The sequence below is a fragment of the Ruegeria sp. AP11 genome, from assembly GCF_056535865.1.
Genome location: NZ_JBQFJB010000001.1, coordinates 3,393,889 through 3,406,917, shown reverse-complemented (window position 1 = coordinate 3,406,917; position 13,029 = coordinate 3,393,889). Strand labels below are relative to the sequence as shown.

Below are 13,029 nucleotides of genomic sequence, written 5' to 3'. Positions count from 1 at the left end.
CCCTGTCGGTTGCGGCCCTGAATACGCTGCACACCGCCGGGGGGCAAGCTCAGATGGACAGGCCCTGCAACCGGTCGAACAATTGCGTAATCCCGGCCCGGTCGAGATTGGCAAACGCAACGCGCACCTGCCGCTTTCCGGCAGGGTCATGCGCGGGCATGAACATGGTGCCGGGCAGCAGCAGAACCCCGGCCTCAGCCACCAGTCGTTTGGCCAATTCGTCTGAGGGAATGTCGAACGGATGTTCGAGATAGGCAAAGTAAGCGCCCAATCCAAGCAATCGCCATCCCTTGTCGGACAGGCGCGGCATCCCTTCGGCAATCGCCGCGCGGCGGTCGAGGATTTCATCCCGTTCACCCGCCACCCATTGCGACAGGTTCTGCATGCCCCAAAGCGCTGCGAACTGGCCGATCTGACCGGGGCAAATGGCGACGGTGTCGAGGAACTTTTCGATCTCGGCCAGCAACGCAGGGCTGGTCGCAATCGCACCGACGCGGTGGCCGGTCAGGCGGTAGGCCTTCGAGAAAGAATAGAGGTGGACAAGCGTGGCATCCCAGCCGTCCTGCTGAAACAGCTCATGCGGCGGGCCGCTGCGGCTGTCAAAATCGCGATAGGTTTCATCGACCAGCAAATGCAGGCCGAATTCCCGCGCAAGGTCATAGAAGGCGCGCACCAGCTCGGCGGGGTATTCCACACCGCCCGGATTGTTCGGCGTGACCAGCGCAATTGCGCGGGTTCTGTCGGTTATCAGGGCGCGGGCCTTGTCAGGATCAGGCAAAAGGTCATCGCCTGTGGGCAGGTCGACAGACGCAACGCCGGCCATATCCAGCCACATTTTATGATTGAAATACCAAGGGGTTGGCAGGATGACCTCATCCCCTTGATCAGTGATGGCGGAGATCACAGCCGAGAAGGCCTGATTGCAGCCAGAGGTTATGGCGACCTGATTGGCCACGACCTGCGCTGCGTAATGGGTGCTGATCTGAGCGGCAAGCTCGGTCCGCAGGTCATCATTGCCTAATACCGGGCCGTAGAGATGTGCACTGTCCTGCGACACCGCGAAGTCAGCCATGGCCTGCCTCAGCGCCAGCGGGGGCGGGTCAACCGGAGCGGCCTGACTGACATTGATCAAGGGCCGGTCATCGGTAAACGCAACACCTTCGAGCCAGCGCCGTGCCTCCATTACCGGAGGAGGAAATGTGGCACTGGTGCGTGTTTGAGCCATGGCATGACCGTCCTTATCCGAGGCTCTGCCTCGCGCTCTGTGATGTATTTGAACAGAGGGCAGAGTTCAGTCTGTTCCCCGATAGGGTTCGACATATTGCAACGCCATGTCCCACGGGAAGAAAATCCACGTGTCCTGGCTGACCTCGGTGATGAAGGTGTCAACCATCGGGCGGCCCTTGGGTTTGGCGTAGACGGTGGCGAAATGCGCGTTGGGATACATTTCGCGCACCAGTTCCAGCGTTTTACCGCTGTCGACCAGATCGTCGATGATCAGAACACCCGTTCCGTCGCCCATCAGATCGGCATTAGGGGCCTTGAGCACTTCGGCCTCACCCTGTGCCTGATGGTGATAGGATTTCACGCTGACGGTGTCGACGGTACGAATGTCCAGCTCGCGGCTGACGATCATCGCGGGCGCCATGCCGCCGCGGGTGATGGCCACCACGGCACGCCAGGCGCCGTCGTCGGGGCCTTGCCCATCAAGCCGCCAGGCCAGCGCGCGAGAATCGCGGTGAATCTGGTCCCAGCTGATGTGAAAGCCTTTTTCGTGGGGCAGACGGTCCTTGGCGCTCATGTCTTCTTATCCTTTTTCCACATCCGGCGCGTCGACGGCCTTCATGCCAACGATGTGATAACCCGAATCCACGTGCAGATTCTCTCCGGTCACGCCACTGCTGAGGTCTGACAGAAGATAGAGCGCCGAATTGCCCACATCGTCGATGGTCACGTTGCGGCGCAGGGGCGAGTTATACTCGTTCCACTTCATGATATAGCGGAAATCGCCGATGCCGCTGGCCGCCAGCGTCTTGATCGGACCGGCCGAAATCGCGTTGACGCGAATGTCGTCCCTGCCCAGATCTTCTGCCAGATACTTCACCGATGCTTCCAGCGCCGCCTTGGCGACCCCCATGACATTATAGTGCGGCATCACCTGCTCGGCACCGTAATAGGTCAGGGTGACGGCAGAGCCGCCTTCGGTCATCAGCTTTTCAGCCCGCTGCATGACGGCGGTGAAGGAATAAACCGAAACATCCATGGTCAGCTTGAAATTCGCACGGCTGGTATCGACGTAACGCCCGCGCAGCTCGTTCTTGTCGGAAAAGCCGATGGCGTGCACGACGAAGTCCAGCTTTCCCCATTTCTGTTCGAGCGCTGCGAACAGCCCGTCAATCGACTCTTCGTCACTGACATCGCAGGGCAGGACAATTTCACTGCCCAGTTGCGCGGCCAGAGGGTCGACGCGTTTTTTCAGGGCATCCCCCTGATAGGAAAAGGCCAGTTCGGCCCCGGCATCGGACAAGGCGCGGGCGATTCCCCATGCGATTGATTTGTCATTGGCCAGTCCCATGATGAGGCCGCGTTTTCCGGCCATCAACTGATTTGACATCTTCGGTTCTCCGCATGTCGTCGCGTTGTGTTCGGTTGGTTTATGCCATTGATTGGTCTGCTTCAAGGCCATGCGCTCTTGCCCGCAGCGGGTTCTCGCCTTAGGGTCGAGGACAATTGTTTCCAGGGGATGGAAATGAACGAGCGTAGTGGCATCTTTGCCGGAGCCGATCCGTTTGAAATAGCGGCGCGGTGGCTGGCCGAGGCAGAAAAGACGGAATCAAACGATCCGAACGCGATTGCGCTGGCAACCGTGGATGATGGGGGATTGCCCAATGTCCGGATGGTGTTGCTGAAGGAAATCGAAAAAGACGCGTTTGTTTTCTATACAAACTATCACAGCGCCAAAGCGCAGGAACTGGATGATCAGGGGCAGGCGGCCTTTGTGATGCACTGGAAATCTTTGCGGCGTCAAATTCGTGTTCGTGGTACAATCACCCGGGAAGACGGCCCGCAGGCAGATGAATACTATGCCTCGCGTTCGCTCAAAAGTCGGCTGGGCGCGTGGGCCTCGCATCAGTCGCAACCGCTTGAGAGTCGTGCGTCTTTGATGGCTGAAGTCGCAAAATTGACCGCCAAGCTGGGAACCAATCCGCCGCGCCCTAAGTTCTGGGGCGGGTACAGATTAACGCCTGTTGAGATCGAATTTTGGGCTGACGGGGCCTTTCGTCTGCACGACCGGTTTCAGTGGAAACGTGACAGTGCCGATTCAGACTGGCAGGTGCAGAGGCTAAATCCATGACGTTCGCGTGTCGTGAAATGCAACAGTCCGTAAGTAAAGGGTTTTTTCAACTTGAAATTACGGGCCAATACCATAAACAACAAACCCTTAACGACTTGGTAATCTTCGTGATGGGAAAACAGTGCCAGAAGATCTGAACAGCATGTACCGCGTCCGAGGACACGTAAAATGGTTCGATCCCGCCAAGGGATACGGATTTGTTGTGTCCGACGAAGGCGGGCCGGATATTCTGTTGCACGTCAATGTCTTGCGGAATTTCGGTCAAAGCTCGGTCGCAGATGGGGCCGGGATCGAGATCATGACTCACAAAACCGACCGTGGCGTTCAGGCGGTCGAAGTCATCAGCGTGGATCCCCCGGTACGGGCCGAGACAATGATGCTGGCCGACTTCGCCGAGCTTGATCCCGAGGTGATCGGCAGTGCTCCGCTTGAGGCAGCGCGGGTCAAGTGGTTCGACAAGGGCAAGGGGTTTGGCTTTGCCAATGTGTTTGGCAGCAACGAAGACGTGTTCCTGCATATCGAAGTTTTGCGCCGCTCGGGTCTTGCCGATTTGCAACCGGGCGAGGCACTGGCGATGCGGGTCATCGATGGCAAGCGCGGACGCATGGCGGCTCAGGTCCTGGCTTGGGAAGCGGCACTGACAAGCTAAGCAACGCATGAAGAAACTCGCGACAGCTCTGGTGGCTCTGACGGTTCTATGCTCTGGGCCCGCTTGGGCGGAGTGTCGTGCCGACCGGGTTGAGTTGCGAAATGATACGGCACAGGTGCGGTTCGATATTGAACTGGCCGTGACACCACAGGAGCGCTCGCGTGGGTTGATGTTCCGCGAGAACATGCCAAGCCGGTCGGGGATGCTGTTTATCTTCGACCCGCCACAGCCGGTGGCGTTTTGGATGAAGAACACTCTGATCCCGCTCGACATGATTTTCGTTGATCGTGCCGGAACGGTGACGCGTGTGCATGAAGGCGCCATTCCCGGCGACCTGACCCCGATAGAGGGTGGCGATTCGGTCTTTGCGGTTTTGGAAATCAACGCGGGTCTGGCCGCGCGCTATGGTATCCGGCCCGGAACCCAGATGCGCCACGAAGTTTTTTCGCAAGGTCCTGCAATTTGGCCCTGTTAGGGCTTTTCAAATCAAATCAGCGCGTTTAGGAAGGCGCACGGTCCGGGGCGTGGCGCAGTCTGGTAGCGCACCTGTTTTGGGTACAGGGGGTCGTAGGTTCGAATCCTGCCGCCCCGACCACTTCTTCCTCTACACGGGGGTGCCGCCGAAATCGGCGTAAAGCCGTGAAAAATCCCGATCCAGATCTTCGCTTTCAATCGGTATTCTGAGCGTAGTGCCGTTTTTCTGCGGTACGAGAAAATACAGTTCCGCATCGACGCGATAGCCTTGCTGGTTCTTGAACGAACTCAGGCGGGTCACGATCTGAGGCAGTTTCTGCGGGTATCCGTCAAAGCTGAGAATCAGATAAGCGGTTGCCTCGGGCGACAGGGTCTCGCGGCATTCGAAACTGTTGGAGCCCGCCTTGATATAGCTGTCGCCGGGTCCGGCGCAGTCCGTCTTGAAGGTATTGAACAAGCTTTGCGGGTATTCGGGAAACTGCGCACTGCGTGATGGCAGCGGCGTCTCTTGTGCTGTACAGGACACGATCAGGGCCAGTAGGGGCAGCAGCAAGAGCAGGCGCATGGCTGAAAACAATCCCGTACAGAAAATCACTCTGCGCTGACTATGACATGCCTTCTGCGGTTGCGACGATGATTCTCTGACATTGTCCTTAATGTGGCCCTGCTTGATCTGTCGCCTGTAACTATGGCGTTCAAAACGAGAAATCACATTGGGACTTGGGCTGCCGATCGAACGGATGTCCACATGACGGCTGTGGAGGAATCGTGGACCGGCGATTTCCTGCTGGTCTGGCGCATAGGGTCAAGCCAAAAGATTTCAAAAATGAGCGAAAAAGTCCGTTGACCAACTATGGCTGTATACGTCAGATTGTATGGGCCGATACGCGAGCCACTAAATCTGGTAGGTAATGACCGGAAGCAGGCATCGGGCAAGGGACGGATAACAAAGCAATCTGAAGTGTAACCGCACTTGCGGTTTTGCGCTGTGACGGACAGCGCCCGGGCTTTTGCGTCTCTGAAGAATCGGCACTGCGGGCGGCACCCCGCAACACAAGATTTGGTGCCGGAGACGAGAATTTTGGACAACGCGAAGCTGGGGCAGCGGACATGAAGATTGAAAGAAAATTCACCAAACCTGGACAGGATGCATATGCCGATCTGGATTTTGTGTCCGCGACCTCTGAGATTCGCAATCCGGACGGCACCATCGTCTTTCGTCTGGACGAGATTGAGGTTCCCGCGAAGTGGAGCCAGGTGGCCAGCGACGTGATCGCGCAGAAATACTTCCGCAAGGCGGGTGTTCCGTCTGCGCTGAAGAAGGTCAAAGAGAAAGACGTGCCCGAGTTCCTGTGGCGCTCGGTCCCGGCCGAGGGTGCAGAGTTCACGGGCGAGACCTCGTCCAAGCAGGTATTCGATCGTCTGGCTGGCGCTTGGGCCTATTGGGGCTGGAAGGGCGGCTATTTCTCGACCGAGGAAGACGCGCGCGCCTATTTCGACGAGATGCGTTATATGCTGGCAACCCAGCGCGCCGCGCCGAACTCGCCGCAATGGTTCAACACCGGTTTGCACTGGGCGTATGGAATCGATGGGCCGGCGCAGGGGCATCATTACGTCGACTATAATACCGGCAAGCTGACCAAATCGAAATCGGCTTATGAGCATCCACAGCCGCATGCCTGCTTCATCCAGTCCGTCGATGACGATCTGGTGAACGAAGGAGGCATCATGGATCTGTGGGTGCGCGAGGCGCGCCTGTTCAAATACGGCTCGGGCACCGGCACCAATTTCAGCCATCTGCGTGCAGAGGGTGAGGCGCTGTCGGGTGGCGGCAAGTCCTCGGGCCTGATGGGCTTTCTCAAGATCGGCGACCGCGCCGCTGGCGCGATCAAATCAGGCGGGACAACCCGTCGGGCAGCAAAGATGGTGATCGTCGATGCGGATCACCCGGACATCGAGCAATTCATCGAATGGAAGGTGATCGAAGAGCAGAAGGTGGCCTCGATCGTTGCCGGATCGAAGATGCACGAGAAGATGCTGAATGGCATTTTCGAGGCCATCCGCAGCTGGGACGGTGCGGCGGATGACGCGTATGACCCCAACAAGAATGACAGCCTGAAGAAAGCGGTTCGCGAAGCCAAAAAGGTTGCGATCCCTGAGACTTACATCAAGCGCGTGCTGGACTATGCGCGGCAGGGTCACGACAGTATCGAATTCCCGACCTATGACACAGACTGGGATTCGGAAGCTTACAGCTCGGTCTCGGGCCAGAACTCGAACAACTCGATCCGCGTGACTAATGCGTTCCTGACTGCGGTCGAGAAAGACGCCGATTGGGAACTGATCAACCGCACAGATGGCAAGGTCGCCCGCACCGTCAAGGCGCGTGATCTGTGGGAGAAGGTCGGCCACGCCGCTTGGGCCTGCGCCGATCCGGGCATCCAGTTCCACGATACGGTCAATGAATGGCACACATGCCCCGAAGATGGTGAAATTCGCGGCTCGAACCCGTGTTCGGAGTACATGTTCCTCGATGACACGGCCTGCAACCTGGCGTCGATGAATCTGCTGACCTTCCTGAAGGATGGTGAGTTCCAGGCGGCGGACTTCATGCATGCCTCGCGCCTGTGGACCCTGACGCTGGAAATCTCGGTAACGATGGCGCAGTTCCCGTCGAAGGAAATCGCGCAGCTGTCCTATGACTTCCGCACGCTGGGTCTGGGATATGCCAATATCGGCGGTCTGCTGATGAATATGGGCTACAGCTATGACTCGGATGAGGGCCGGGCGATCTGTGGTGCGCTGACCGCGATCATGACCGGTGTGGCCTATGCGACCTCGGCCGAAATTGCCGGTGAGTTGGGTCCGTTCAAAGGGTATGAGCGCAATGCCGACCACATGCTGCGCGTCATCCGCAACCACCGCCGGGCGGCGCAGGGCGTGACCAATGGATATGAGAAACTGGCGGTGAAGCCGGTGCCTCTGGATCACGGCAACTGCCCGGACAAGCGTCTGGTCGATCTGGCTATGTCGGCTTGGGACGAAGCGCTGAGCCTTGGTGAGCAGAACGGCTATCGCAACGCGCAGGCCACTGTGATCGCGCCCACTGGCACCATCGGTCTGGTGATGGATTGCGACACCACCGGGATCGAGCCTGACTTTGCGCTGGTCAAGTTCAAGAAGCTGGCCGGTGGCGGTTACTTCAAGATCATCAACCGCTCGGTGCCGTCGGCGCTTGAGAAACTGGGCTATTCCTCGGCTCAGATCGAAGAGATCGTGGGCTACGCGGTTGGCCACGGCACCATCGGCAACGCGCCGGGGATTAACCATACCTCGCTGACCGGTCACGGCTTTGGCCCGAACGAACTGGCCAAGGTGGATGCCGCGCTGGAAAGCGCCTTTGATATTCGCTTTGTCTTCAACCAGTGGACACTGGGCGAAGATTTCTGCACCGGCGTTCTGGGCATCCCGGCGACCAAGCTGAATGACCCGACCTTCGACTTGCTGCGCCATCTGGGCTTTACCAAGGCGGATATCGACGCGGCGAACGATCATGTCTGCGGAACCATGACGCTGGAAGGGGCTCCGCATCTGAAGGAAGAGCATTATTCGATCTTCGACTGCGCCAACCCGTGTGGCAAGAAAGGCAAGCGTTTCCTTGGGGTTGATAGCCACATCACCATGATGGCGGCGGCGCAGAGCTTCATCTCGGGTGCGATCTCGAAGACGATCAACATGCCGAATGATGCGACCATCGAGGATTGCCAGAAGGCTTATGAACTCAGCTGGTCGCTGGGTGTAAAGGCCAACGCGCTATACCGTGACGGCTCGAAACTGTCGCAGCCGCTGGCCGCGGCGCTGGTTGAGGATGACGACGAGGCGGCAGAAGTGCTGGAAAGCGGTTCGGCGCAGGAGAAAGCCGTCGTTCTGGCAGAGAAGGTGATTGAGAAGGTTGTGGTCAAGGAAATGATCCGCAGCCATCGCGAGAAACTGCCGCATCGCCGCAAGGGCTATACCCAAAAGGCGATCGTTGGCGGCCACAAGGTCTATCTGCGCACCGGTGAGTTCGAAGACGGCAAACTGGGCGAGATCTTCATCGACATGCACAAGGAAGGCGCTGGCTTTCGGGCGATGATGAACAATTTTGCCATCGCCGTGTCAGTCGGCCTGCAATACGGCGTGCCGCTGGAGGAATTCGTCGACGCCTTCACCTTCACCAAGTTCGAACCGGCGGGGATGGTGCAGGGCAACGACTCGATCAAGAACGCGACGTCGATCCTGGACTACATCTTCCGTGAACTGGCCGTGTCCTATCTGGACCGCACCGATCTGGCCCATGTGAAGCCCGAAGGCGCAACCTTCGACGATCTGGGCCGGGGCGAAGAAGACGGACTGTCCAACGTCTCGGAAATCAGTGAAAGCGCGGCGACCAAATCCTTGGAAGTGCTGAAACAAATCAGCTCGACCGGTTATCTGCGCAAACGTCTGCCGCAAGACTTGATGGTCTTCAACGGCGGTCAGGCTGACGTGACCGGCATGGCGGAAACCGCAGCCTCATTCGAGGCGCCGGCAGAAACGGCGGTCGCGACCGGAATGGACGCCCGCACCAAGGCCAAAATGCAAGGCTATGAGGGTGACCCTTGCGGCGAATGCGGAAACTACACGCTGGTGCGCAACGGCACCTGCATGAAGTGCAACACCTGCGGCGCGACAAGCGGGTGTAGCTGAGTTTAGCGCCCCGGCAACCCGGGGTGCAGGGGTCGGATAGCTGCCACAGGTACCGACCCCGACGAATACGGAGCAAGGCGCTGAGACTTACCATCGATGCCTTGGTCCACTCGGCCGACATGCCCGTGTTGGCCGGGAACAGGGTGGGGCGGAATATTTGCTCCCTCCCACTCTCTCACGGGGCGGGTGCGCTCGTCCCATGCGCAGTCCAGGCCGCAGGCAAAAAAACACCGGGCGGTCAACGAAATGAGCCTGGAAGGCGAAACTGACAGGGGGCTTCGGCCCCCTTTCTTTTTGCGGATTGTTCGCACGGAATGAGCAGAGGCCTGCCGGATCACCCTGATCCAATGGGGCAAGAACCGCCGAAACAGGTTTTGACGGTTTTACCCAGCGGGCGTTTGCGAATGCGACTCGGCCAAACACGCGGAGATTGGCGCGTTTCTTCTCGGATCGCCCCATGCGGGTGACAGCACCTGTGCGCAGGGTGTTTGTTGCATCTGTCCGGACGAAAACACGCAAAACACCACTCAGGAGGCACTATCATGAAACTGCAGAAACTGGCCGCTCTTTCGGCAATCGCATTTGCGGCCCCGGCCATCGCACTGGCACAATCCAGCGCGGATGCAAACGGGGATGGCGTTCTGACTATCGAAGAGGTGCAGGTCATCTTACCCGAAGTCGACGCGGATACATTCTCGGTCATGGATGCAAATGGGGACGGATCGCTGGATGCGGATGAAGTCGCCATTGCGCAAGAAGCCGGCCTGCTGCCCCCCAGCAACGGCTGACCGCAATGGGAAGGAGGCGGCCCGAGTTTAACTCGGGCCGTTTTTCAATGTGTTACGCGGGTAAGTGAATGTTGAATTTGGCGCGCAGCTCAGCGTCAAGCAGCGGATCGAACCGGGCGCTGGATGGTGTGGACAGGATCTCTTGTTTCCGGGCGATGGCCTTTTCGATCAGATCCGGCTTACCCAGTTCCGCCCATTCCTTGGGCGAGGTCCGGTCGCCCAGGGTCGGATAAACATAATCCGCCTGCATCCGGCTGAGCGTCGCATCCGTTCCCAGATAGTGCCCGGGTCCGCCCATGCAGACCTCGGCGATCTGGTCCAGTGCCAGCGTTTCATCGCTGACCTCGATACCTCTCACGCAGCGCTGCGCCTGACCGATCAGATCATCGCTTAGGATGAGGCTTTCGTGACAAAAACCCAGCAGAGAAGCGTGCATCCCGGCCGCTTCATACACCATGTTCAGGCCAGACAGGCCTGCCATCACGTTCGAGCACATCTGTTCCCACCCGGCCTGCATGTCGGGCAGTTTCGAATCCGATGCGCCTGCTGCGGCACCGCCCGGCAGGTTGTAAAACCGATGCATCTGGGCACAACCCGCGGTCAGCAAGGCTTGCTCACCCGAACCGATGGACATCGCGCCTGTCCGCAGGTCAAGGCCAAAGGGCCAGGTGCCAAAAATCGCAGGTGCTCCGGGGCTTACGGCGTTTACATAAACCAATCCGGCCAGACATTCTGCGGTGGCTTGCATGATCGCTCCGGCGATGGTCGACGGCGCGGTGGCCCCGGCCATGCCCGCAGACAGCAGCAGGACAGGCATCCCGGCCTTGATGCATTCCTCCATCACCTCGCAGCTTTCGGTGGCGAATTTCATCGGTGGAACAACAAAGCAGTTCGAGTTCGACACAAATGGCCGCTCACGGTATTTGTCCTCGCCGCCAGCGATCATATAGATCATTTCCATTGCCGGAGCCACGTGGCTGGGTTCGGTGAAGGATGTACCGATGTGTTTGAAGGTGCCCGAACAGGCGGCATAGATCGTGTTCAGGTCCATCTCGAGGTTATCGGGGATATCACGGCAGACCATCGGACGTTGAACAAAGTGAATGTTTTCAAGCTGTTCACAGATGCGCGCGGCATCGTGCAGGTCCTGAACGGTTGAGTCCCGGTATTCCTTCCCATGGACATCAACCATGCTGACTGCGGCCCCGGCGGTGCCATAGTGAACCTTGGTGCCTGCCAGTTCCAAGTCGGTTTTACCATCTCGGCTATAGAGCGTGACCGAGCGGTTGGCCTTTGCAATCGTGTCTTCCACCAGAGCGCGGGGGAAGCGGATGCGGCCATCGTCGCCCAATGTGCACCCCGCAGCGGTCAGATAGTCGATACCGCTTTGTGGCGCATCCGCCAACCCGATGGTTTCCAGCGCCGTTAGCGCGGCTTCGTGTATGCGTTCGATCTGGGCTTGAGTCAGGACGTTGAGGACGCCGCCCTCCATCCCCGGGCGCACGGGGCGAAGATGGTCGGGCAGGGCGCTGGCGCGGGCAGCGCGACGCGCAGCGCGCCCACCGCTGCGAGAGGAGGTACGGGAGTGATCGTTCATGAAGAGAGTCCGGTTCTGAGGGTCGTGAGTGTGTTCGAGCAGAATCAGCGCACCGCTGGTCTGCCTCGCGCCGCACGCCCCCGATCCGCACCGATGGTGCGGCTGATCAGGTGTATTTTCCAGACATCATTTTGCATGTGTCGCCTCAGCTTGGTACGCGAAGTCTTTCAATTTGTGACGACACAATCTGTCCCGTTTGCGACTTTGAGGTGGATAATTGTCGTTGACTGTCTTACGGGCGCGCAACGAATGCGTGAGAAAATGTTTTTTCCCGTTGGGATAGAAATCTGTTACTCTGTGCATAGTTAATTAATCAAAGTCTGAAAGTTTAAGTCGTAATCGCTGCTGCGCAGCCAATCAATCCGCCCAGACCGGCACCTTAGGTTCGGAGGTCTGAATGAAATCGATGAAGGCCTTTGTTGTCACAGCCCTGTTCGTGGTGGCTGGACCTGTTGTTGCCGAGGATTGGACAGGCGCCTATGCCGGATTCAGCTTTGGTTATGCCGATGTCGATGGATCTGGTGATGCAGGTGGCAGTAATGGCAGCTTTGGCCCTCATATCGGCTATGATTACGATTTCGGAACTTTTGTGCTGGGGGGAGAGCTTGAATATAACCGCCTGAACCTCGACCTCGGCAGCTCGGAGGGGAGCCTCGACAGCATGTCTCGTCTGAAACTGCGCGGTGGATATGATTTTGGCCCGGCGCTTGGCTATGTGGTGGTCGGTACTGCCCGGGCAAGCACATCGGGTGACAGCGACACGGCTGCCGTCTACGGCATCGGTGTTGCCTATCCTCTGGGGGATCGATTCGTCATCAGCGGTGAGGCGTTGCGGCAGGATTTCGATGACATCCCAAGCGCGGGCCGTGGGCTGGATGCTAATGTCTTCAATCTGCGGACAACCTTTCGTTTCTGATCCGGACATCAGACGGTGATAGCTGCAACGCCCTTGGACAAGGGGGGGAGCCGTGTCGCGGCGCACCCAACATCTTTCTCAATGTGTCATCGCCGGATCTGAATATCAGCTTCGGGACGGCAGGTTTGCCTGGACCTTCTTGGTCAGCGATGCGCGGACAATATCGTATGAGGCGATCAGGCGGTGCTGCATCTCGTCCGGTTCTGTTTCCCACGGCAGGTGAACCCAGCTGCGGTGGAAATAGGGGGCTTTGGTGCCGATCCCGGCATCGATCAGCATCTGCGCTGTCTCGACGTCAGGTGTTTTGACCGAAACCCCATCCCCGACCGTACCGACACAGGCAAACATCTTGCCTCCCACCTTCCACGTATCATGGCCTCCGCCCCATGGATCGGAGAGCTCGGCGCCGGGCAACTCGGCGAATACGGAATTGACGTAGTCGCGGGTCATGGCGGGCAGAGTGACGCTGCGGAGGGCAAAACTCAAGGCTTGGCTTAGCACCGATCCCGTGCTAGGCAAAGC

General features: G+C 58.5%; 12 protein-coding genes and 1 tRNA gene. 7 read left to right on the top strand and 6 right to left on the bottom strand.

The genetic code is table 11. The features are described from left to right. Positions 1–49 precede the first annotated feature (49 nt). From ACR3E4_RS17030 to fabI, 3 genes are all read right to left on the bottom strand, one after another. Positions 50–1,225 carry an aminotransferase gene (locus ACR3E4_RS17030; RefSeq protein WP_480532246.1) on the bottom strand — a complete coding sequence of 392 codons (1,176 nt, stop codon included), beginning with the start codon at positions 1,223–1,225 and terminating at the stop codon, positions 50–52. A 66-nt stretch (positions 1,226–1,291) separates the two neighbouring features. Further along, on the bottom strand, positions 1,292–1,801 hold the full coding sequence (gpt, locus tag ACR3E4_RS17025) for a xanthine phosphoribosyltransferase (protein ID WP_480532248.1): 510 nt from the start codon (positions 1,799–1,801) through the stop codon (positions 1,292–1,294). A 6-nt stretch (positions 1,802–1,807) separates the two neighbouring features. Next, positions 1,808–2,614, bottom strand: a complete 807-nt coding sequence (fabI, locus tag ACR3E4_RS17020; RefSeq protein WP_480532250.1) for an enoyl-ACP reductase FabI — start codon at positions 2,612–2,614, stop codon at positions 1,808–1,810. A gap of 135 nt (positions 2,615–2,749) precedes the next feature. Between fabI and pdxH the strand changes: the two genes are divergently transcribed. From pdxH to ACR3E4_RS17000, 4 genes are all read left to right on the top strand, one after another. Further along, a complete protein-coding gene (gene pdxH / locus ACR3E4_RS17015; protein WP_480532252.1) occupies positions 2,750–3,355 on the top strand; it encodes a pyridoxamine 5'-phosphate oxidase in 606 nt (201 codons plus the stop codon). A 121-nt stretch (positions 3,356–3,476) separates the two neighbouring features. Further along, positions 3,477–4,004: a cold-shock protein gene (locus ACR3E4_RS17010; protein ID WP_480532254.1), complete on the top strand. Its 528-nt coding sequence runs from the start codon at positions 3,477–3,479 to the stop codon at positions 4,002–4,004. A 7-nt stretch (positions 4,005–4,011) separates the two neighbouring features. Continuing rightward, a complete protein-coding gene (locus ACR3E4_RS17005; protein WP_480532256.1) occupies positions 4,012–4,479 on the top strand; it encodes a DUF192 domain-containing protein in 468 nt (155 codons plus the stop codon). 43 nt (positions 4,480–4,522) lie between these two features. Beyond that, positions 4,523–4,599: transfer RNA gene (locus tag ACR3E4_RS17000), tRNA-Pro, on the top strand. Between the two features lie 9 nt (positions 4,600–4,608). On the opposite strand, the gene ACR3E4_RS16995 is transcribed toward ACR3E4_RS17000, so the two are convergent. Continuing rightward, positions 4,609–5,043, bottom strand: a complete 435-nt coding sequence (locus tag ACR3E4_RS16995; protein ID WP_480532258.1) for a hypothetical protein — start codon at positions 5,041–5,043, stop codon at positions 4,609–4,611. 545 nt (positions 5,044–5,588) lie between these two features. Between ACR3E4_RS16995 and ACR3E4_RS16990 the strand changes: the two genes are divergently transcribed. Together ACR3E4_RS16990 and ACR3E4_RS16985 are read left to right on the top strand one after the other, a co-directional pair. Continuing rightward, positions 5,589–9,206, top strand: coding sequence for a vitamin B12-dependent ribonucleotide reductase (locus ACR3E4_RS16990; protein WP_480532260.1), 3,618 nt, complete (start codon positions 5,589–5,591; stop codon positions 9,204–9,206). A gap of 542 nt (positions 9,207–9,748) precedes the next feature. After that, positions 9,749–9,994 carry an EF-hand domain-containing protein gene (locus ACR3E4_RS16985; protein WP_480532262.1) on the top strand — a complete coding sequence of 82 codons (246 nt, stop codon included), beginning with the start codon at positions 9,749–9,751 and terminating at the stop codon, positions 9,992–9,994. A gap of 52 nt (positions 9,995–10,046) precedes the next feature. Here ACR3E4_RS16985 and ACR3E4_RS16980 read toward each other — a convergent pair whose 3' ends face one another. Beyond that, entirely contained in the window at positions 10,047–11,591 is a 1,545-nt protein-coding gene (locus ACR3E4_RS16980; RefSeq protein WP_480532264.1) for a trimethylamine methyltransferase family protein, read from the bottom strand. A 397-nt stretch (positions 11,592–11,988) separates the two neighbouring features. Here ACR3E4_RS16980 and ACR3E4_RS16975 point away from each other — a divergent pair, with 397 nt between their 5' ends. Then, positions 11,989–12,507: an outer membrane protein gene (locus ACR3E4_RS16975; RefSeq protein WP_480532266.1), complete on the top strand. Its 519-nt coding sequence runs from the start codon at positions 11,989–11,991 to the stop codon at positions 12,505–12,507. 105 nt (positions 12,508–12,612) lie between these two features. Here the strand turns inward: ACR3E4_RS16975 and ACR3E4_RS16970 are convergent, their stop codons facing one another. Further along, positions 12,613–12,957, bottom strand: a complete 345-nt coding sequence (locus ACR3E4_RS16970) for an MmcQ/YjbR family DNA-binding protein (RefSeq protein WP_480532365.1) — start codon at positions 12,955–12,957, stop codon at positions 12,613–12,615. Positions 12,958–13,029 lie beyond the last annotated feature (72 nt).